Annotated in this window: 19 protein-coding genes; 10 read left to right on the top strand and 9 right to left on the bottom strand. The window is 71.4% G+C overall.

Features of this window, described 5'->3' with window-relative positions; genetic code table 11:
- Positions 1-132 precede the first annotated feature (132 nt).
- The gene (locus ACRAKI_RS24860) at positions 133-315 is read left to right on the top strand and encodes a hypothetical protein (protein WP_447002927.1); all 183 of its coding nucleotides are present in this window, start codon (positions 133-135) and stop codon (positions 313-315) included.
- Positions 316-369: 54 nt separating this feature from the next.
- Here ACRAKI_RS24860 and ACRAKI_RS24855 read toward each other — a convergent pair whose 3' ends face one another.
- A complete protein-coding gene (locus ACRAKI_RS24855; protein ID WP_447002926.1) occupies positions 370-501 on the bottom strand; it encodes a hypothetical protein in 132 nt (43 codons plus the stop codon).
- Positions 502-547: 46 nt separating this feature from the next.
- Positions 548-1,141 carry a TetR/AcrR family transcriptional regulator gene (locus ACRAKI_RS24850; RefSeq protein ID WP_447002925.1) on the bottom strand — a complete coding sequence of 198 codons (594 nt, stop codon included), beginning with the start codon at positions 1,139-1,141 and terminating at the stop codon, positions 548-550.
- Between the two features lie 127 nt (positions 1,142-1,268).
- Here ACRAKI_RS24850 and ACRAKI_RS24845 point away from each other — a divergent pair, with 127 nt between their 5' ends.
- From ACRAKI_RS24845 to egtD, 5 genes are all read left to right on the top strand, one after another.
- A complete protein-coding gene (locus tag ACRAKI_RS24845) occupies positions 1,269-1,820 on the top strand; it encodes a Scr1 family TA system antitoxin-like transcriptional regulator (RefSeq protein WP_447002924.1) in 552 nt (183 codons plus the stop codon).
- A gap of 241 nt (positions 1,821-2,061) precedes the next feature.
- Positions 2,062-3,300, top strand: coding sequence for a glutamate-cysteine ligase family protein (locus tag ACRAKI_RS24840; protein ID WP_447002923.1), 1,239 nt, complete (start codon positions 2,062-2,064; stop codon positions 3,298-3,300).
- Entirely contained in the window at positions 3,297-4,715 is a 1,419-nt protein-coding gene (gene egtB / locus ACRAKI_RS24835) for an ergothioneine biosynthesis protein EgtB (protein ID WP_447002922.1), read from the top strand. The genes ACRAKI_RS24840 and egtB overlap by 4 nt, the downstream gene beginning before the upstream one ends.
- 1 nt (position 4,716) lies before the next feature.
- Positions 4,717-5,466: an ergothioneine biosynthesis protein EgtC gene (gene egtC / locus ACRAKI_RS24830; RefSeq protein WP_447002921.1), complete on the top strand. Its 750-nt coding sequence runs from the start codon at positions 4,717-4,719 to the stop codon at positions 5,464-5,466.
- Positions 5,463-6,437, top strand: coding sequence for an L-histidine N(alpha)-methyltransferase (gene egtD, locus ACRAKI_RS24825; RefSeq protein ID WP_447002920.1), 975 nt, complete (start codon positions 5,463-5,465; stop codon positions 6,435-6,437). Before egtC ends, egtD begins: the two co-directional genes overlap by 4 nt.
- Positions 6,438-6,454: 17 nt before the next feature.
- On the opposite strand, the gene ACRAKI_RS24820 is transcribed toward egtD, so the two are convergent.
- Together ACRAKI_RS24820 and ACRAKI_RS24815 are read right to left on the bottom strand one after the other, a co-directional pair.
- The gene (locus ACRAKI_RS24820; RefSeq protein WP_447002037.1) at positions 6,455-7,369 is read right to left on the bottom strand and encodes an IS982 family transposase; all 915 of its coding nucleotides are present in this window, start codon (positions 7,367-7,369) and stop codon (positions 6,455-6,457) included.
- Positions 7,370-7,497: 128 nt separating this feature from the next.
- On the bottom strand, positions 7,498-8,553 hold the full coding sequence (locus ACRAKI_RS24815; protein WP_447002919.1) for a DUF4037 domain-containing protein: 1,056 nt from the start codon (positions 8,551-8,553) through the stop codon (positions 7,498-7,500).
- Positions 8,554-8,664: 111 nt separating this feature from the next.
- On the opposite strand from ACRAKI_RS24815, the gene ACRAKI_RS24810 reads away from it, so the two are divergent.
- Positions 8,665-10,248 (top strand): alpha/beta hydrolase, encoded by a 1,584-nt coding sequence (locus ACRAKI_RS24810; RefSeq protein ID WP_447002918.1) that lies wholly within the window; start codon positions 8,665-8,667, stop codon positions 10,246-10,248.
- 82 nt (positions 10,249-10,330) lie between these two features.
- Here ACRAKI_RS24810 and ACRAKI_RS24805 read toward each other — a convergent pair whose 3' ends face one another.
- The gene (locus ACRAKI_RS24805) at positions 10,331-11,299 is read right to left on the bottom strand and encodes a helix-turn-helix transcriptional regulator (protein ID WP_447002917.1); all 969 of its coding nucleotides are present in this window, start codon (positions 11,297-11,299) and stop codon (positions 10,331-10,333) included.
- Between the two features lie 94 nt (positions 11,300-11,393).
- Between ACRAKI_RS24805 and ACRAKI_RS24800 the strand changes: the two genes are divergently transcribed.
- On the top strand, positions 11,394-11,789 hold the full coding sequence (locus ACRAKI_RS24800; protein ID WP_447008501.1) for a RidA family protein: 396 nt from the start codon (positions 11,394-11,396) through the stop codon (positions 11,787-11,789).
- Between the two features lie 289 nt (positions 11,790-12,078).
- On the opposite strand, the gene ACRAKI_RS24795 is transcribed toward ACRAKI_RS24800, so the two are convergent.
- Positions 12,079-13,779 carry a VWA domain-containing protein gene (locus ACRAKI_RS24795; protein ID WP_447002916.1) on the bottom strand — a complete coding sequence of 567 codons (1,701 nt, stop codon included), beginning with the start codon at positions 13,777-13,779 and terminating at the stop codon, positions 12,079-12,081.
- Positions 13,780-14,166: 387 nt separating this feature from the next.
- Positions 14,167-16,995 carry an aconitate hydratase gene (locus ACRAKI_RS24790; protein ID WP_447002915.1) on the bottom strand — a complete coding sequence of 943 codons (2,829 nt, stop codon included), beginning with the start codon at positions 16,993-16,995 and terminating at the stop codon, positions 14,167-14,169.
- Between the two features lie 154 nt (positions 16,996-17,149).
- Between ACRAKI_RS24790 and ACRAKI_RS24785 the strand changes: the two genes are divergently transcribed.
- Together ACRAKI_RS24785 and ACRAKI_RS24780 are read left to right on the top strand one after the other, a co-directional pair.
- Positions 17,150-17,896: an ABC transporter ATP-binding protein gene (locus tag ACRAKI_RS24785; RefSeq protein WP_447002914.1), complete on the top strand. Its 747-nt coding sequence runs from the start codon at positions 17,150-17,152 to the stop codon at positions 17,894-17,896.
- Entirely contained in the window at positions 17,893-18,540 is a 648-nt protein-coding gene (locus ACRAKI_RS24780) for a hypothetical protein (RefSeq protein WP_447002913.1), read from the top strand. Before ACRAKI_RS24785 ends, ACRAKI_RS24780 begins: the two co-directional genes overlap by 4 nt.
- A gap of 69 nt (positions 18,541-18,609) precedes the next feature.
- On the opposite strand, the gene ACRAKI_RS24775 is transcribed toward ACRAKI_RS24780, so the two are convergent.
- Positions 18,610-20,133 carry a flagellar basal body protein FliL gene (locus ACRAKI_RS24775; RefSeq protein WP_447002912.1) on the bottom strand — a complete coding sequence of 508 codons (1,524 nt, stop codon included), beginning with the start codon at positions 20,131-20,133 and terminating at the stop codon, positions 18,610-18,612.
- Positions 20,130-20,609 (bottom strand): hypothetical protein, encoded by a 480-nt coding sequence (locus tag ACRAKI_RS24770; RefSeq protein WP_447002911.1) that lies wholly within the window; start codon positions 20,607-20,609, stop codon positions 20,130-20,132. The genes ACRAKI_RS24775 and ACRAKI_RS24770 overlap by 4 nt, the downstream gene beginning before the upstream one ends.
- Between the last annotated feature and the right edge of the window lie 14 nt (positions 20,610-20,623).

Genomic DNA, 20,623 nt, shown 5'->3' with positions numbered 1-20,623 from the left:
CTGGCGGCAGGCCGACGCGACCGTCGAGCCGCGCAGCGGGGGAGTGGGGCCAGGTGCCGCAGACCCCGCCACATCGCGGAACGCGGCGACGGGTGCTCGGCGGGCGGGTGCGGCGGCACGCGCAACGTCGTCGTGCGGAGCCCACCGGCCAACGACAGCGCGCCGACCACGGCCACCGCCACGGCGGGCGACGCGGCCGTGCTCAGCACCGCCGCGAGCGCCGGTCCGCCGATCGCCGCCGCCTTGAACAGCAACGCGTCCTGCGACGTGGCCCAGGGCAGGTCGGTCGCCAGGCGGCTGGACCCACGTCGGTGAAACCGCCGCCCGTATCGGCAGCGTGATGCCCGCGACGAACGCCGCCGCCACGAGTCACGGCGCGGGCGCGAACACCATGGCCAGTGCCATGGCGGACAGCACGAACCGGTTGGCCGCCAACGCGGACACCGGACGGCGGGCGCGGTCGAGCCACGCGCCGAGCAGCACCACGGCCACGGCGACCATCCCGTCCGCGAGGCGGGCGGGGCCGGCGGCCAGGGGTCCCGGACCGTCACCCCGTGCGTCGGTGGCGGCGCACGCTCTCCTCGACCAGGTCGAGCACGGGTTCGAGGTCGTCCGCGGGCAGGCCCATGGCCAGGTGCGACACCAGGCCCTCCAGCACCAGCTCCAGGAACGACGTCAGCACGTCCACGTCCACGTCGTCGCGCAGGTTCCCGGCTTCGCGCTGGCGCTCCAGCCGCTGCCGCGTCGCGTCGGTCAGCTGGCGGGACCGCTCCGCCCAGCGCGCGCGGAACTCGGGGTCGGTGCGCAGCCGGCGGGACACCTCCAGCCGGGTGCCGAGCCAGTCCGCGGGGTGCTCGACCTCGTTCGGGTCGGGCGGCTCCAGCAGGTCGCGCATGACCTGCACCAGACCCTGCTCGGCGACGACCTCCGCCATCCGCAGCGCGTCGTCCTCCGCGAGGGCGAGGAACAGCGACTCCTTGTCCCGGAAGTGGTGGAAGATCGCGCCCCTGGACAGGCCGGTAGCCTCTTCGAGACGGCGCACTGTCGCGCCTTCATAGCCGAAACGAGCGAAACACGCGCGCGCACCGTCAAGGATCTGGCGGCGGCGGGCATCGAGGTGGTCCTGGCTCACCCTGGGCACCGGTCGATGTTGCCAGGGCCGCTCGGGGAAATCCAATCAGTACGTACGGCTTGACTTGGTCCACTTTGGGGTGGACTTGGTGTTCCTGGCTCGAAACCCCTGGTCAACGTCACTACGGTGGCGCACCGTGACCGCAGGTGAGGACATCCGGCCGCCGCTCAGGCTGGTGCCGGGATTGGGCTGGTCGAGTGGACCGTCCACCGTGGACCGCAATCGGCGCGGACCGGACCTGATCGATCTGATCAGGCTGGTGGGCCGTCGATCGGGCGATCCGGCCGACCAGCCGATCGGGTGCGAGGTGGTGGTGTTCGAGACGTTGTGCGTCCCGGAGCCGCTGCGCACACCCGCGTACACGCTGGCGCTGGGTGACGACAGCGGCCACGGCGGTCCGGCGTCGGGTGCCCTGCCCCACGCGCGGTTCTTCGTGCACGAGGCCGCGTTGCACGCGTGCGTGGGCGACGGAGCGGTGATGGCCGACCAGCTGGACGTGCTCGCGGGCCGGGGTGACGTGCCGGTCCGGCTGGTGCCGTTCGCGGCGGGGCACGTGGGGGTGCTGCGCTCGTCGTTCGCCCTGCCCGCCGGGCGCCGCCAGGTGGAGGTGCTGGACCGGATCGCGCTGGACGTGCCGTCGTCGCGCGCCGAGTTCCACCGCTGGGCCACCCACTACCGCACCCGCTGACCGCGAGCCCTCCACTCCGGCACCGCGAGTCGTCCGCTCCGGCACCGCGAAACGTCCGTTCGGAGCAGTGCGGCGGCGGTCGGTCGCCGGACGGACGGCCGTCGCGCACCGGCTGTTCGGTGGTCACGAGTGGTTCCCGCAACCGACATGTCGTTGATCTGTAAGGCTTTTGCTCGGCTGCGAGTGTCGGTGCCCCCGTGTAGCGTCGATCGGGCCAGAATGATCACGGGGAGTGCCCAAAGTGACTGCTGTCCGTAATGTCCCGGTTCCGGGACCCACCCCGGCGGTGTTCCGGGATCGAGCCGAGGCCGAGGCGTACGTCGCGTCGGTCTGCTTCAAGCACGGACCTCCGAGATTGCTCGGAGTCGAATTCGAATGGACCGTCCACCACGTCGAAGACCCGGCCAGACCGCTCGACGCGAAGACCCTCGCGTCCGCTCTCGGCAAGCACGCGCCACCGACCCTCGTCCCCGACAGCCCTCAGCGGCCACTGCCTTCCGGCACCCCGCTGACCGTGGAACCGGGTGGACAGGTCGAGATCTCCACCCCGCCCCGCGAATCGCTGACGGAACTCGTCAAGACCGTCACGGCGGACATGGACCACCTGCGGAACCTGCTCGAACCGGCCGGTCTCCGGCTCGGCCACCGCGGCGCGGACCCGTTCCGCCCGCCGCACCGGATGCTCCAGATCCCCCGTTACGCGGCCATGGAGCACGCCTTCGCCCCGCTCGGGCCCGAGGGCATCACGATGATGTGCAGCACCGCGGGCCTCCAGGTGTGCCTGGACTTCGGTCTGGCCCGCGACCTGCCGAAGCGCTGGGCCGCGGTGCACGCGCTCGGCCCCGTCCTCAACGCCCTGTTCGCCAACTCGCCCGGCGTCAACGGCCGCCGCACCGACTGGGCCAGCGCCAGGATGCGGACCCTCTACGCCACCGACCCGGTGCGCACCCGTCCGGCGGCGGTGTGCGCCGACCCGGCCGCCGCGTGGGCCAAGCGCGTGCTCGACACGCCGGTCATCGCGGTGCGCAGACCGGGCCCGAACTGGTTGCCCCGGCACCGCTTCACGTTCGCCGACTGGATCGCGGGCGCGCACGACCGGCCGGCGACCGAGGACGACCTCGACTACCACCTCACCCTCCAGTTCCCGCCGGTCCGGCCGCGCGGGTACCTGGAGGTGCGCTACCTCGACACCCCGCCGGTCGGCCGGTGGCTGCCGCCGGTCGTGTTGATGGCGGCGCTGTTCAGCGCGCCCGAGACCGTGGACGGCGTGCTGGCGGCCACCGAGACGGCGACGAACCGCTGGCTCGCCGCCGCGCGCTACGGCCTGGACGACCCGGTGCTCGCCCGTGCGGCGCGCGACGTGGTCGACCTGGGCTGCGTCGCGCTGTCCGACACCGACCTGTCGGCAAGCCAGGCGGACGCGATCGCCGAGGAACTGCACCGAATGCTCGCTGAGAAGACGGCAGGGGGCCGTTCATGACCAGCCTGAACCCGACCAGCCTGAACCCGACCAGCCTGAACCCGACCAGCCTCAACCCGACCGGCGCAGGCCTGACCGGCGCAGGCGCTACCGGCGCCGACCGGTCCCACAGCGCCGGCGTCCGCGACCGGATCGCGGCCCAGCTCACCCGTGCCCGCGACCGCAGCAGGCTGCTCACCGACGCCGTGGACGACCGCGACCTCGTCCGCCAGCACTCCAAGCTGATGTCCCCGCTGGTGTGGGACCTCGCCCACATCGGCAACCAGGAAGAGCTGTGGCTGGTCCGCGACGTGGGCGGCCGGGAGCCGGTCCGGGCGGACATCGACGAGCTCTACGACGCGTTCAAGCACGCCCGGTCGAGTCGTCCGGAGCTGCCGCTGCTCGGCCCCGCCGAGGCCCGGCAGTACGTCGGCGAGGTCCGCGACAAGGTGTTCGACGTGCTGGAGCGCACCCCGCTCGAAGGCCACAGGCTGGTCGACGGCGGGTTCGCGTTCGGCATGATCGTGCAGCACGAGCAGCAGCACGACGAGACCATGCTCGCCACCCACCAGCTGCGCGTGGGCGAGCCGGTGCTGGACGCCCCGCCGCCGCCGCGCGGTGGTCCGGTCGGCCCGGCCGAGGTCCTGGTGCCCGGTGGCCCGTTCACCATGGGCACGTCCACCGAGGCGTGGGCGCTGGACAACGAGCGGCCCGCGCACCAGGTCGTCACCGATCCGTTCTTCATCGACACGACCCCGGTGACGAACGGCGCGTACGCGGCGTTCATCGCGGACGGCGGTTACACCGACCCGCGGTGGTGGAGCGAGGCCGGCTGGGCGCACGTCCGGAAGGCTTCCCTTGCCGCGCCGAGGTTCTGGGACCGCGTCGGGGACCAGTGGTACCGCACGGCGTTCGGCGTCACCGCGCCGATCGACCCGCAGCAGCCCGTGGTGCACGTCTGCCACCACGAGGCCGAGGCGTACGCGAGGTGGGCGGGCAAGCGGTTGCCCACCGAGGTCGAGTGGGAGAAGGCGGCCCGGTTCGACCCGGCGACGGGCCGGTCGCGCCGCTACCCGTGGGGCGACGAGGAGCCGGCGGAACGGCACGCGAACCTGAACCAGCGGCACCTCGCCCCCGCACCCGTGGGCGCGTACCCGGCGGGCGTGTCGGCGCTGGGCGTGCACCAGCTCATCGGCGACGTGTGGGAGTGGACCAGCTCCGACTTCCACGGGTACACCGGCTTCGAGGTGTTCCCGTACGCGGAGTACTCGCAGGTGTTCTTCGGCCCGGACCACAAGGTGCTGCGCGGCGGGTCGTTCGGCAGCGACCAGTCCGCGGTGCGCTCGACGTTCCGGAACTGGGACTACCCGATCCGGCGGCAGATCTTCGCCGGCTTCCGCTGCGCGCGGGACGCCTCGCCCGACGACTCGGTCTGACGTGTGCCGCCACCTGGGTTACCTGGGTCCCGCCGTGCCCGTCGCCGCGCTGGTGCACGACCCGCCGAACTCGCTGGTCCGGCAGTCGTACGCGCCGCGGGACATGCGCGGCGGCGGCACGGTCAACGTGGACGGCTACGGCGTGGGCTGGTACCCCGTGCCGGGCGGCCCGGCGCTGCGCTACCGCCGGGCCGGCACGATCTGGTCGGACGAGAACCTGCTCGCGCTGAGTCGGGTCACGGTGTCCGGCGCGGTGCTGGCCGCCGTCCGGTCGGCGACGGTCGGCATGCCCGTCGCGGACACGGCCTGCGCGCCGTTCACCGACGGGCAGTGGCTGTTCAGCCACAACGGTCGGGTCGCCGACTGGCCGGAGTCCGTGGTGGGCGTGGCCAGGACGCTGCCCGTGTCCACCCTGCTCACGCTGGACGCGCCGACCGACGCGGCCCTGCTGTGGGCGTTGGTGCGGTCCCGGCTCGCGTCGGGCGCCGCGCCCGGTGCGGCGCTCGCCGACGTGGTGTCCGAAGTGGCCGCCGCCGCACCCGGCTCGCGGCTGAACCTGTTGCTCACCAACGGAACCGTGCTCGCCGGCACCACGTGGACCCACTCGCTGTGGGTGCTGTCCGGCGCCGGCGCGGTGACGTTGGCCTCCGAGCCGCTGGACGACGACCCGCGCTGGCGGGAGGTGCCCGACGGGCACGTCGTCACGGCAGATCGGTCTACTGTGGACGTTCAACGGATTGGACGAGGATGACCGAGCCAGTGCTGGACGTGCACCTGACTCCCGAGGACGCGGCCGTCGCGCTGCGGGCCGAGGCGAGGGCGGGGCTGACCGCGCGGCCGAAGTGGGTGTCGCCGAAGTGGTTCTACGACGCGGTCGGGAGCGACCTGTTCGAGGAGATCACCCGGCTGCCCGAGTACTACCCGACCCGCGCGGAACGGGAGATCCTCGTCGTGCGGGGGCCGGAGATCGCCGCGCTCACCGGCGCGCACGCGCTGGTCGAGCTGGGTTCGGGCTCGTCGGAGAAGACGCGGCTGCTGCTCAGCGCGCTGCGCAACCACGGCACGTTGACCGAGTTCGTGCCGCTGGACGTGTCGCCCTCGGCGTTGACCGAGGCGGCGAAGGCGATCATGGCCGACTACCCGGGCCTGCGGGTGCACGGTGTGGTCGGCGACTTCACCGAGCACCTGGGCCTGCTGCCGGGCTCGCCGCCGCGGGTGGTGGCGTTCCTCGGGGGCACGATCGGCAACCTGATCCCGGAGGAGCGCGACAAGTTCTTCGCGTCGGTGCGCGAGGTGCTGAACGCGGGGGAGTGGCTGCTGCTGGGCACGGACCTGGTGAAGGACCCGGACGTCCTGGTCCGCGCGTACGACGACGCGCACGGCGTGACGGCCGAGTTCAACCGGAACGTCCTGCGCGTGATGAACCGGGAGCTGGGCGCGGACTTCGACCCGGACGACTTCCGGCACGTCGCCCTGTGGAACGCGGAGGAGGAGTGGATCGAGATGCGGTTGCGGGCGGTCCGCCCGGTCAAGGCCCACGTCGCCGCTCTCGGCCTCGACGTCGAGTTCGCCGAGGGCGAGGAGCTGCGGACGGAGGTGTCGGCGAAGTTCCGGCGCGACGGCGTGACCCGCGAGCTGGGCGCGGCGGGCTTCGAGGTGCACCGCTGGTGGACCGACTCGGAGGGCCGGTTCGCGCTCTCCCTGGCCCGCGCCGTCGGCTAGATGATTGATTCCAAGGGTTAGTGGTCGTAGGCGGTCAGGGAGCGCTTGATCGGCTGGTCGGTGTGGTCGTTGTGCCAGATGGCGGCGGTCAGGGCGAGGATGCGTTGCAGGACGCGGGCGATGACCCCGGTGGGTGTGCGTCCGCCGTGTCGTTCGAGGTCGAGTTGGGCTTTGAAGGTCTGGTTGATCGACTCGATGGTCTGGCGCAGTGGTTTGAACAGGGCTGCGCCGGGCCGTTCGGCTTCGCCTTTGCGTGCCGGGCGCAGCAGCCGGAGGCCGGTGTCGGCCAGGGCGTGTTCGAAGTCGCGGCCGTAGTACTGCCGGTCGGCGATCAGGACCTGGCCGGGACGCTCGACCGCGAGCGTCGGGTCGGCGTCGAGGATACCGAGCAGGGTGGTGCGTTCGTCGGCCTTCGCGCCGGTCAACGCGAAGGCGATCGGCAGGCCGCCCAGGGTGCAGACCAGGTGCAGCCGCAGGCCCCAGAAGAAGCGGGAGTGCGAAGCGCAGTAACCGTACTCGGCCCATCCGGCCAGGTCGGAGCGTCGCGTGGTCTCCCGCGACCGGCCGCACTCCACCGGCGTGGAGTCGACCACCCACACGTCGTCGGTCCACAGTGCGGTGTCGACGGCCAACAGCCGGATGACCGCCTTGACCAGGCCGGACGCCTTGCGCAGCCGCTTGTTGTAGCCGGGCTGTAGGGGCAGGTAGCGGAACAGATGCCTTAGATGCGCGCGGGCGTGGCGTAACCAGCGGGCCTCGGAGGTGAATCCGAGCAGGGCCTGCATCACCGCCAGGGTGACCAACTCCGCGTCGGTCAGGCGGGGTCGCAGGCCGACCTTCGGACGCCACGGCGCGAGGTGCGGCGCGTCCCTCAATAGGTCGTCGGTTCTGACATAGAGTGCGGTCGCGAGGGTGTCAATGTCGGTCGTCACAACCCGTACATCGACACCCTCGCCCCACATCTCCAGGTGCCTACCCCTTGGAATCAATCATCTAGTCCGCGCCGTCGGTCGGCCGGCGCCATCGGGCGGCCCGCGCGGTTGGGTGGCTCGCGCCGCCGCTAGCGCTCCAGGACCCTGATCCGGACCGGGTGCGCGAGCACGTCGGTGCTGTCGACGTACTGGTCGACAGCACCGACGAGCGGCAGCGAGGCGACCTCGGGGTCGGTGATCGCCGCGCGCAGGGCGGCGGTGAACCGTTCGGCGTGCAGCACCCGGAACGGGCGGTCGTGGTACGGCCGCGTGGTCGGGTCCACCGGCTCGGCCAGGCCCAGCTCGTTGCACCGGGACGCCACGTCCTCGTACGCCGAGGCCAAGTGGCGCTCCCGGTCGTGCCAGTCGGTGGCCGCGAGCACCGCCCGCAGCACCGGCACCAGCTCGGTGTACCGGGCGAACGCGGACCCGAGCCACTTGCCGTAGGGCGGGTAGCGGCGGTCGATCAGCAGGCGCAGCCGCATCAGGTCGCGGGTCAGGCGGGCGGCGACGACGGCCGACCCCAGCTCGTCCCCGACTTCCCCGCAGCGGCCCACGAACGCCTCCTCCTGCGAGATCCTCAGCCACTGGCACGCCAGCACGTGGCGCCACACGTCGTCCGGGTACCAGGCCAGTGCCTCCCGCGCGGTCGTCAGCACACCGAGCCCGTCGTGGAACACCCCGCCCGCCGTCGTCTCCGCCAACCGCTGGGTGGGCGCGGCCAGCCAGTCCCGCACGGTCACGCCGGCGCGCGGGTCGAAGCCCAGCTCCCGGTCGAACCACGCGCCCGCGTCCGTGACGTCCACCCGGTGGTCCACCGGCCCGTCGGTGTGGGCCATCCGCGCGCTACCGCCGCCGGCGAAGTGCGTGGGATACCCGAGGAACGACTTGGGCAGGTCCTCGGCGAGCGCCGTCCGGATGTCGTCGGCGCGGGTGTCGTCCGGGTCCAGGAAAAGCTGCAGGCGCGGGCCCCAGTCGTGGTCGGCGGACCGCTCGGTGTCGAAGCCCAGCACTTCGGACCCGGGACCGATCCGGGCCGCGCTGTGCGGCACCTCGCCGAAGTGCCGCCTGACCAGCGGTTCGACCGCCTCCCGGTAGAAGCGCTCGGACAGGACGAGGCCTGGCAAGAACCGTCCGTAGGTCACGAATCCTCCGTTCTGCGGGTGTTGCCGCCCACGAACGAGTGCGACTCTCGCGCGATGGCGTCGTGGTGTCACCGAGGGGCGACGCCGAGTGAACCGAGGGAGCGCCACCACATGCAACTCCAGAAGAGAACCTTGGCCTTAGCGCTGGCCGTGGGCACGGTGATGTGCGGTCTCGTGGCCGTCGACGCCGCCGCCGCCACTCCGGGCGCCGCCCCGGTCCAGTGGACGACGTGCGCGGCCGACGTGCTGGCGGAGATCCCGGCCGCGCAGCGGGACAAGGTCAGCTGCGCCGACCACCCGGTGCCGATGGACCACGCCCGGCCGCACGGCCCGAAGATCAGCATCGCGCTGATGAAGCGCCCGGCGGAGGACCAGGCCAACCGGATCGGCTCGCTGTTCATCAACCCGGGCGGTCCCGGTGGCGCCGGGCTCATCTACTCCGCCTACGGCAGCTCGTTCTTCCAGCCGGAGGTCATGAAGCGGTTCGACCTGATCGGGTTCGACCCGCGCGGCGTCGGGCGCAGCTCGCCGTTGCGCTGCTTCAAGACCCTCGAAGAGGCCGACGAGATCTTCGGTCGCATGTCGGCCATCCCGGTCACCCGCACCGAGATCCGCAACACCATGGACGCGACCGAGGACTACACGGACGCGTGCGCGCGCAACGCGGGTCCGTTGCTGAACCACATGTCCACCGAGGCCGTCGCGCGTGACCTCGACCTGCTGCGGGAGGGCGTCGGCGATCGGCAGCTCACGTTCGTGGGCTTCTCCTACGGCACGCTGCTCGGCGCGACCTACGCCAACGTCTTCCCGTCGAAGTCCCGCGCCCTGGTGCTGGACGGCAACGTCGACCCGGCGCTGCGCACGTCCGACGGCGCGGAGTACGACCGGCAGCGCGCCCAGGGCTTCGAGCTGGCGCTGGACGCGTTCCTGGAGCGCTGCGACGCCGAGGGCGAGAAGTGCGCGTACAGCGAGGGCGACCCGCGCGCGAAGTTCGACGAGGTGCGCGACCACCTGCGCACGCGGTCGATCACGCTGCCGTCCGGCCAGGTCGTGACCTACGACGGCTACATCGGCCGGGTCACCGGCGACCTGTACGCGCCGACCAGGTTCAAGGCGCTGGCGGCGTGGTTGCAGGGCGTCTACGCGGTGCTGCACCCGGGCGTGGCCACCTTCACCGCGCAGGCCGAGTTGCTGCCGCCGTTGGCGAACAAGCACGGCCTGGCGGACATCCGGGCCGGGCGCACGGGCGACACCGAGTACCTGTACGACGATTCGTACTACGGCGTGAACTGCACGGACAAGCCGTTCGTCCGGGTGCCGCAGCTGTTCCCGGTGCTGGCGGCGAAGTGGGAGCGCGAGTCGCCGACGTTCGGCCGCCAGCAGGCCGCGTCCGACCTGCTGACGTGCGCGACCTGGCCGGCGCCCCGCCCCGACCGGTGGGCCGGCCCGTGGCACCGCCGCACGCCGAACCCGGTCGTCGTGGTGGGCAACTACTACGACCCGGCGACCCGGTACGAGTTCTCGAAGCGGATGGTCCGGCAGCTCGGCAACGCGCGGTTGATCAGCGTGGACTCGTTCGGGCACTGCATCCTCGGTGACAGCGCCGGCGCGGACGCGCTGGTGACGGATTACCTGGTGAACCTCGTGGCCCCGGCCGACGGGCAGGTGTTCCAGCCCGACGTCCAGCCGTTCTAGCGATCCGGGGTGCGGCCGTGGCGGACGCGACGGCCGCACCCGCCAGGACCCCAGCCGCGCCGCCGCCTGACAGCGGCAGCGTTCAGGTGCGGTAGCAGTCGGCCAGCGCGGCGGCGCGGTCGCACAGGGCGGTGCGCAACCACTGCGGGGCCAGGGCTTCCGCGTTCGCGCTGAGCTGCCACAGCGCCCACTCGGCGTGACGTCGGTCTTGGAAGGTCACTTCCATCCGCAGCCGGCCGTCCGCGTCGGCTCCTTCGGTGAGGACGGCCAGCGCCGTGCCCAGCAAGTCCTCTCTCCGTGCCGGGTTCACCCGCACGAGCACGGTGACCTGGTCGTCGCCGGCCCGGAACCGCGTGCTGCGTTCCTGCCAGGCCCGGTCCAGGTCCACCCGGTCCGCTCGCTGCGCGGGTTCGGCGAGTTCCTCGGCGGCCGAGATCCGGGACAGCCGGTAGGTGCGGTCCGCGCCGGACCTCGTGGCCAGCAAGTAGCCCTGGTCGCGCACGGTGACCAGGCCGATCGGGTCCACCGTGCGCCACTGCGGCGCCTGGCCCGCGGCCGCGTAGTGGATGCGCAGCTTGTGCCCGGCGAACACGGCGCGCCGGACCTCGGCCACGATGGCGTCGGGCACTTCCTCGGCGACGACGCGGCGCGAGAGGAGGTCGGTCTCCGGGTCGATGAGCAAGCGCTCGGCCACGTCGGCCGCGGTGTCCCGGTGGCTCTCGGGCAGCGCGTCAACCACCTTCAGCATGGCGGACGCGAGCGCCGAGCCGAGGCCGAACGCCTGCGCGCCGCGCCGTGATCCGGCGACCAGCAGGGCGAGCGCCTCGTCGTGGTTCAGCCCGGTGAGCTCCGTCCGGAAACCGGGCAACAACGCGAAACCGCCGTGCCGGCCGCGTTCGGCGTAGACCGGGACACCGGCCGCCGACAGCGCCTCGACGTCACGCAGCACGGTGCGGGTGGACACCTCCAACTCGCGGGCCAGCGCCGTCGCGGACAGCCGGCCGTGCCGGCGCAGCAGCAGCACCAGCGAGACCAACCGGTCGGCGCGCACGCCAGAACCCTACGGGAATACACGACACAGGGTGTCGTGATTCGTTGCGAGGCTGCACGTACGTGTCGACGAGTCGAATGGAGCTGATGTGGCAGTGGAACGAACGGCCGTCAACCCTTGGGGGTGGTCCGTGCCGATGGGGTACAACCAGGGCGAGATCGTATCCGGGCAGACCCGGACCCTGTACTGCTCCGGGCAGACCTCGATGGGCGGCGACGGCAAGCCCGAGCACGCCGGTGACATGGCGGCGCAGCTGGCGCTGAGCCTCGACAACCTGGAGGCCGTTCTCGGCGAGGCGGGCATGTCCCTGGCGAACCTCGTCCGGCTCAACGTCTACACCACCGACGTGGACCTGCTGTTCCCGCACTACGGCGTGCTGGCGTCACGGTTGGGGGCCGCCGGGGTGGCGCCGGCCACCACGATGCTCGGGGTGGCCCGGCTGGCGATCCCCGAGCTGATGGTCGAGCTGGAGGGGACCGCCGTCGCGTGATGCGACCTCGGCGTCACCGGTAGGGCTGCCGGTCGGACCGGCACGGGTAGCAGGCGGAAGTCCGCCTGCTACCCGGCGTGCTCACTCGGGCTGAAGGCGTGTCGCTTCAGGCGTTCGGGACGTGACCGTGGCCAGTGCGACTACCGGTGTTGCACCCGGCGTTGGCGGGGGAGCTGAAAGACGTCCTCCGCGGTTACCTGGGCCCGATCCTCGGGTGACCGCGCGGACGTGAGGGACGCCCTTGTCTGCGCCCCTCACGTCCTGCGTGCGGTCGTCCTGCGTGCGGTGGTTACTTCGGCGGCGGCGGGACCAGGCAGCTCACGGGAGCGGACTGGTTGCCCGACGCGTCCACGCCGTAGACCAGGGCGTCGCCCTTGAGCGTGATGCGCCAGTCGATGTCACCGACACCGGCCTTCTGGTTCGGCGTCGCGCCCGGCGCCTGCACCAGCTTGATCTTCGTGCCGGACGGGAACCCGCCGAACACGGCCGTGCTCGCCGAGTCGGAGACGAACACCTGCGGGTTCGGGTCGACCGCGTCGGTCGCGGTCAGGACGAAGAAGCCGTCTTCGTTGTCGGCCGGCGGCACGGTGCCGCCGCTCGGGTTGTTGGTGGGCTGGCACGTCACGACCGGGGGAGTGGTGTCCACCCAGTCCTTCAGCACGTCGTCGCAGACCTGGTGGCCGGCGGCGTGGGTGAAGCAGCCGCGGATCGAGTCCTGGCCGAGGCCCGCGAGGCCCTGGGTGGCCGGGTAGGCGAAGTCCGCCGTGCCGGCGGCCGAGGTGTTCGAGCCACCGGCCGCGCCCGCGTTCGGGCCGGACAGGATCGCGAAGGTGACGGCCGTGTTCGGCACCGGGTCGCCGAAGTCGTCGGTGACGGTGGCGGTCACGGTGTGCGTCTGGCCCGGCGTGCCGAGTTCGTTGACCTCGTGCTCGGGCTCCACGTCGATGGCCGCCGCGCAGCCGCGCACGTTCACGGTCGGGTTGCCGAACGCCACGACGTGGCCCTCGGTGTCGGAGTAGACGACCGACGGGTTGACCGCCAGTGCGCCGCCGCCGGCAGCCGGGAGGTGGGTCGCGGTGAACGTCAGGGTCACCGATTCGGTGCCGAGCTCGTCGATGGTCCAGGTGAGCTGGTTGCCGGCCTGTCCGACCGAGCCCTTGGAGACCGCCGCGCCGCTGACCGAGAACTGCGGCGCCACGGTGTCGACCACGGTCACGTTCGTCGCCGCGGGCACCACGATGGCCGCGCCGATCGCCTCGAAGATTTCCTGCAGCTGCGCGGGAGTCGGGGCCTCGTAGTAGTGGGTGGCGTCGGGGTCCGTCGTCCAGTCCCGGATCTCGGCCGAGTCGACCGAGCCGAGGCCGATGCCGAAGATCTCGGTGCCGGCCGCCCGTGCCGCTGCCGCGTCGTCACTCGCGTCGCTGCCCACGGTCGTCACGCCGTCGGTCATGACGACCATCGTCTTGGAGTTGCCGGGCAGTGATCCGGCGAGCTGCGCCTGGCCGGTGGAGATGGCCGCGGAGTGGTTCGTGCCGCCGGACGCGTTGAGCGCGTCGATGGCGGCCTTGGCGGCGTTCGCGTCCGACGAGAGCGGCGCGTCCACCGTGGCGCCGTCGGCGAAGCTGACCACGCCGATCCGGCTGCCGTTGGCGATCACACCGTCCAGCGAGCCGTCGGTGGCCTCGTCGATGATGTCCACGAACGACTTGGCGGCGACCTTGAGGGTGCCGATGGCGCCCTGCATGCTGCCGGACCGGTCGAGGACCAGCTCGATGTCCACCGGGTTGCCGGCGATGCCGGTCGCGGCGTCGAGCGTGACGGTGACCGGGACGGAGCCACCACAGGCGATGTCCGTGACACCGAGCGCCTTCGTGCCGGTGACCGTTCCGTCGGCGGCTGTCGCGGCGGTGGTCGTGGCGAGTGGGGAGGCCAATGCGGCCAGCAGGATCGCGGTGACGCCGCAAGCGCGTCTTCGAGAGTTCTTGTGCATTCGGTTTCGCACCTCCTCGTGCGTGCCGACGAGACGTGAATTCCCCTCTGGAATCACGTCGAGCACCCCGGCGAAGCCGGGTTTGTCAGTCCCCGAACAGGTGCGGACCAGCAGAGATCCGACCAAATGACAGTTCCGTGCGAGTCGGATGGCGTCGGCAAGACGAGGTTAGGCGGGTATTCCGTGGAATGGCACTGCGTTCACCCGATCGGTCTAGTGGAAATGATCGGTCGTTTTTGATCGGGGCTTCGTTACGTTAGTAGTCGGAATTGTGACGACAATGCGGTGGGCGGTATCCGCGCGGCGTGCCGCCGGCTCTCCGCCGGCCGCCGCGACGGCGACAGGGCCGCCCACCCGGAGGTGGACGGCCCTGTCGCGCACCGATGACTAGCTGCGGACCATCTTGCGCAGCACGTACTGCATGATGCCGCCGTTGCGGTAGTAGTCGGCCTCACCGGGGGTGTCGATGCGGACGACCGCGTCGAACTCCACCTTCGAGCCGTCCGCCTTCGTCGCCACCACGTGCACCGTCCGGGGCGTGTCGCCGTCGTTCAGCGCGGTGATGCCGGTGAAGTCGTACGTCTCCGTGCCGTCCAGGCCCAGCGACGCCGCCGAAGACCCCTCCGGGAACTGCAGCGGCAGGACGCCCATGCCGATCAGGTTCGACCGGTGGATGCGCTCGAACGACTCGGCGATCACGGCCCGCACGCCGAGCAGCGAGGTGCCCTTCGCGGCCCAGTCGCGCGACGAGCCGGAGCCGTACTCCTTGCCCGCCAACACGACCAGCGGCACACCGGCCGCCGCGTAGGCCTCGGACGCGTCGTAGATCGTGGTCTGCGGCGCGCCCTCTTCCAGGAAGTTGCGGGTGAACCCGCCCTGGACGCCCTGCCCGTTGTCCTCGTCGGCGAGCAGCAGGTTGCGCAGCCGGATGTTCGCGAACGTGCCCCGGATCATCACCTCGTGGTTGCCCCGGCGCGAGCCGTACGAGTTGAAGTCCTTGCGCTCCACGCCGTGCTCGGTCAGGTACTTGCCCGCGGGCGAGTCGGCCTTGATCGAACCGGCGGGCGAGATGTGGTCCGTGGTGACCGAGTCGCCCAGCAGCGCCAGCACCCGCGCGCCGCTGATCTCCGTCACCGGGGACGGCTCCATCCGCATGCCCTCGAAGTACGGGGGCTTGCGCACGTACGTGGACTGCGGGTCCCACTCGAACGTCTTGCCGGTCGGCGTGGGCAGCGACTGCCACCGCTGGTCACCGGCGAACACGTCCTTGTAGCCCTTGGCGAAGCCCTCCGGGGAGATCGACGACGCGACCACCTCGGAGATCTCCTGCGGCGACGGCCAGATGTCGGCCAGGTACACCGGCTCGCCGTCCTGGTCCGTGCCCAAGGGCTCGGTGGTGATGTCCTTGTCCATCGAACCGGCCAGCGCGTACGCCACCACCAGCGGCGGGGACGCGAGGTAGTTCATCTTGATGTCCGGGTTGATCCGGCCCTCGAAGTTCCGGTTGCCCGACAGCACCGACACGGCCGCCAGGTCGCCCTGGTTGATGCCGGCCGAGATCTCGTCCTGCAGCGGGCCCGAGTTGCCGATGCACGTGGTGCAGCCGTAGCCGACCAGGTGGAAGCCCAGCTTCTCCAGGTACGGCAGCAGCCCCGCGCGCTCGTAGTAGTCCATGACGACCTTGGACCCGGGAGCCAGCGTGGTCTTGACCCACGGCTTGCGCTCCAGGCCCTTCTCCACGGCCTTCTTCGCCAGCAGCGCCGCGCCGAGCATCACCGACGGGTTGGACGTGTTGGTGCACGACGTGATCGCGGCGATCGCGACGGCGCCGTGGTCCAGTTCGAACTCCGCGCCGTCCAGCGACACCTTGACCGGGTTGGACGGCCGGCCCTCCGCGCCGTCGGCGGCGGTGTGGAACACGTGCGGCTTGCCGCCCGCGTCGCCGTTGCTCAGCGCGGGCGAGTCGCTGGCCGGGAACGACTCCTTGGACGCCTCGTCCACCGGCGAGTCCGCCGCGCTGTCGGTGTTCGAGACGTACGCGCCCAGCGCCTGCCGGAACGCCTGCTTGGCGTCGGTCAGGTCGATCCGGTCCTGCGGGCGCTTCGGGCCGGCGATCGACGGGACGACCGTCGACAGGTCCAGCTCCAGCGTCTCGGAGTACACCGGCTCGACCGACGGGTCGTGCCAGAGGCCCTGCTCCTTGGCGTAGGCCTCGACCAGCGCCAGCTGCTCGGCCGTGCGGCCGGTCAGCTTCAGGTAGTCGATGGTCTCGCCGTCGATCGGGAAGATCGCGCAGGTGGACCCGAACTCGGGGCTCATGTTGCCGATGGTGGCGCGGTTGGCCAGTGGCACCGCGCCGACGCCCGAGCCGTAGAACTCGACGAACTTGCCGACCGCGCCGTGCTTGCGGAGCATCTCGGTGATCGTCAGCACCAGGTCGGTCGCGGTCGCGCCGGGGGGCAGCTCGCCGTGCAGCTTGAAGCCCACGACGCGCGGGATCAGCATGGAGACCGGCTGGCCCAGCATGGCGGCCTCGGCCTCGATGCCGCCGACGCCCCAGCCCAGCACGCCGATGCCGTTCACCATGGTGGTGTGGCTGTCGGTGCCGACGAGCGTGTCCGGGTACGCCTGGCCGTTGCGGACCATCACCACGCGGGCCAGGTGCTCGATGTTCACCTGGTGCACGATGCCGGTGCCTGGCGGGACGACCTTGAACTCGTCGAACGCGGTCTGGCCCCAGCGCAGGAACTGGTAGCGCTCCTTGTTGCGCTGGTACTCCAGGTCGACGTTCAGCTCGAACGCGTCCGGCCGGCCGAAGATGTCGGCGATCACCGAGTGGTCGATGACCAGCTCGGCGGGCGCCAGCGGGTTCACCTTCGTCGGGTCGCCGCCGAGGTGGGTGACGGCCTCGCGCATGGTGGCCAGGTCGACCACGCACGGCACGCCGGTGAAGTCCTGCATCACCACCCGGGACGGCGTGAACTGGATCTCGGTGTTCGGCTCGGCCGACGGATCCCAGCTGCCCAGCGCGCGCACGTGGTCGGCGGTGATGTTCACGCCGTCCTCGGTCCGCAGCAGGTTCTCCAGCAGGATCTTCAAGCTGTACGGCAGGCGCTCGGCGCCGTCGACCGCGTTCAGCCGGAACACCTCGTACGAGGCGTCGCCGACGGTGAGCGTGCCGCGGGCGCCGAAGCTGTCCTTGCTTGGTGCAGTCACGTGAAACTCCATCTGGTCACGCGCGAAGTCGGTAGGGGAACTTCTGTCGAGTCTTCCGCACCGTGCGGTGCGGCGCCCTCTCACCCCAAACAGTACGCGTGTCCTGTATTCCGCTTCAACCCGGTCCTACGTTGATCGGGGCATCATCACATCCGTGGTGCGTCTTGATCGAATCGGCAAGCGCTATGGCCGCGGGCCGTGGGTGCTGCGCGACGTCTCGCTGACGGTGGAACGCGGTGACGTGGTCGTGCTGCGCGGCGGGAACGGGTCCGGCAAGTCGACCCTGCTGCGCGTCGCCGCGGGCGTCACGGCGCCCTCGGCCGGGCGGGTGACCAGGGGCGCGTCGGTCGGGTACGTGCCGGAGCGGTTCCCCAGCGGCGTGAAGCTGTCCGCCCGCGACTACCTGCGCCACCTCGCCGCCGTGCGGGGCGTGCCGGTGCGGTGGGACCTGGTCGAGGCGCTGGGTTTCGTGGGCGAACCCACCGCGCCGATGGCGACCCTGTCGAAGGGCAACGCGCAGAAGGTCGCGCTGGCACAGGCGCTGCACGCGACGGACCTGCTGGTGCTGGACGAGCCGTGGTCCGGGCTGGACGCCGCCGCGGCCGGGGTGCTGCCCGACCTGGTGGCGTCGTCGGGGGCCGCCGTCGTGCTGACCGACCACCACGGGCACGACGTGCCCGGTGCGCGCGAGGTGGCGCTCGGCACGGTGGCGAATGGTGGCGTGGTGATCGAACTGGAGTCCGTGGGGGAGGCGTTCACGCTGATCAGCTCGCTGGAAGGGGTGTCCGCGGCACGCGCGGTCGGCGGCGGGGCGCGGGTCGAGGTGCGGCCCGGGTTCAGCGACGGCGTGCTGGCCGAGGCCCTGCGGCTGGGCTGCTCGGTGCGGAGCGTGCGGTCGTGACGGCGCTGGTGCGGTACCTGCTGGTGGACGTGCTGCGCACCCAGCGCTGGCTGCCGCCGTTGCTGCTGCACGTGGCCGTGCTCGGGATGCTCTACGCCTCCGACGCCGGGCCGCCGCTGCCCGCGTACGCCGGGACGTGCGTGCTGGTCTACCCGGTGTCGGTGTGGCTGACGGTGGTGATCGCGACCGCCGAGGACCCGGTCCGCCGGACCATCACGGTGGTGGCGGCGGGAGGCTGGGCGCGCGCCCAGGCCGCCGTGACCGTGCTGTCCGTCCTCGCGGCGCTGGGGCTGGCCGTCGTCGCCGCACTGGCGCCGGTGCTGACCCAGCCCCGCCCGTACCCGCTCGGCACGGTGGCGCAGGGGTTCGCGGCGCTCGCGGTGTGCGCGCTCGTCGGCGTGGGCGTCGGCGTGCTGTGCGGCCGTCCGGTGATCACGCAGCCCGGCTGGTCCGTGCTCGCGGCGACCGCCCTGGTGGCGGTGGTGTTCCTGTTCGGTCGCACGCCGCCGGTCGGCAACGTGCTGTGGTCGCTGTCCCACGACGACGGCGTCACGTCCGCGCTGGCGCTCTCCGGCCTGCTCGCGGTGCTGTTCGTGGCCGGCGCGACCTGGCTCGGGACAGCGGTCGGCCCCCGCCGCGGATGACGCGCGCGACGGGGGCCGACCGGTGGACCAGGACTGCGGGACGACAGGGCAGGACTACTTTCGGCAGGACTACTTCGCGGCCTTGATCAGCTCGTCGATGTCCTTCGGCTCCAGACCGCGCATCAGCGTCAGGAACAGCTCGCTGTAGGTCCGGAACGGGCTGACGTACCACTTGCCGTCCACCTCGGTGGCGACCACGCCGATGCCGTCCTTCAGCACCTGCGCGCCGATCCGGGCGATCACGTCGACCGCGGCCGGCGGGATCTGGCTGCCGCCCTGCTGCTCGACCAGCTGCGTGATCTCGTCCGCGCAGAGCTTCTGCGACTTGCCCTGGACGGTGGCGGAGTAGCAGTCGCCGTCACGGCTGATCGAGACCTCCTCGCCCTCGGCCTCGATCACGAGCTCGCGGATGGTGAGCAGGGAGCCGCCGGGGACGTCCTTCGAGTCGGTCTCCAGCTCGATCAGCTTCGCGCCCGTGTCGGGCGTCCTGCCCATCTGGTCCAGCAGGATCGGGCCGACGTCCTGGAGCACGCCCATCTCGTCCGGCGGCAGGAGCGCGATGACGCCCTCGAAGTCACCGGCGAGCGCCTTCGTCACCATCTGCTTGGCGGCCTCGTTCGCCGAGCCCGCGCCGGCCGGCGCGATGCCCTTGGCGGGCCACTTGAGGTCTTCGGACTCCAAGGCGGCGTGCGCGATGGTGTAGAAGAGGCTCGGGTACCACTCGTCGCCGACCTTGATGGTGGCGATGCCGATCGGCTTGCCCTTGCGGTCCGCCATCTCCTTGGCGAAGTCCAGCGTCTCCGTCTCGGGAGCGGCCTTGTCGAGGTCCGCGCCGAGCGCGTCGACCAGCTTGTCGGTCAACGGGATCTGCTTGACGTCCGAGGTGATCGTGATCTTGCCCTCGACCACCTTGTTGATCGTCAGGCGGTCGTTGACCTTCTCCGCGGCGGCGTCGTCGAACTTGATGCCCTCGCTCTTGATCTGGACACCGCTGAGCTTGTTCGGGTCGGCGTCCGCCTTCAGGATCTCCAGCCGCTTGGCCTCGCTGATGGTGGCCTCGGTGTAGTCCTTGCTCAGCTTGGCCTCGGCGGGCGCCAGACCGTTCATGATGCCGAGGACGTCACCGCTGCCCAGCGCGCTGAGCAGGTTGTTCGCCGCCGTGGACGGGCTCTCGGAGCCCGCCGCCACGTCGTCGGAGCTGCGCAGCGCCCACACCGTGCCGACCGTGCCCGCGGCCAGCGCGAGGACGGCGACGACGGCGGTGATGACGAGGCCGGTGCGCTTCTTCTTCGGCGGCTCGCCACCGGCGAAGCCGTACGGCTGCTGCTGGCCGAAGTCCTGCTGGTAGCCGGGCTGCTGGGGCGGTGGGAAGCCCTGCGGACCGGTCTGCGGGTAACCCTGCTGAGGCTGTGGACCGGTCTGCGGGTAGCCGCCCTGGTGCGGGTAGCCCCCCTGCTGCGGGCCCTGCTGCGGGCCCTGCTGCGGGCCCTGCTGGGGGTAGCCGCCCTGCTGCGGGTAGCCCCCCTGCTGCGGCTGGCCGTACGGGTTGTTCTGCGGTGGCCATTCGCCTCCGCCGCCGCCTGGGTAGCTCACGGTGCTCCTCCTGGAGTGCTGATCGCTGTGCGGGATTTCGCGGTGAGCACGGTGATCGCCCCTGCGACCCCCAGCACGGCACCACCGAGGGTTGTCACCGGTCCGGTCATGCTGATCCCGACCAGTGCTGCCTCGTTGCCCCCTTGGACGGCGGCCAGTGCCGCCACCGTTCCCGCAATCGTGCCAAAGAGAAGTGCGACACACGCGGCGAACCGGTGAAGTCGCAGCACCCAGAGCACCACGCAGCACACCGCCAACGGGGTGAGTCCGACCCAGATCCCGCGCACGATCTCCCCCGGCACGCCGTCCAACCCGGCGAAACCACGAAGAGCGAGCACCTCGTAACTGGTCCTCGTGACCGTGCCGGAACGCAGCCAGGGCAGGAACGTGCCCACCGCCGCTGTGACCAAACCGATAACTCCGAGCACCGCTCCAGCCCGGTGTCGGGTGGTCGGCCCCGCCAACGGTCGTCTCATGGTCGGCTCCTCCG

Source organism: Saccharothrix isguenensis, assembly GCF_052936305.1.
Note: the sequence above shows the minus strand (reverse complement) of the source record. Positions and strands in the feature narration are given on the sequence as shown.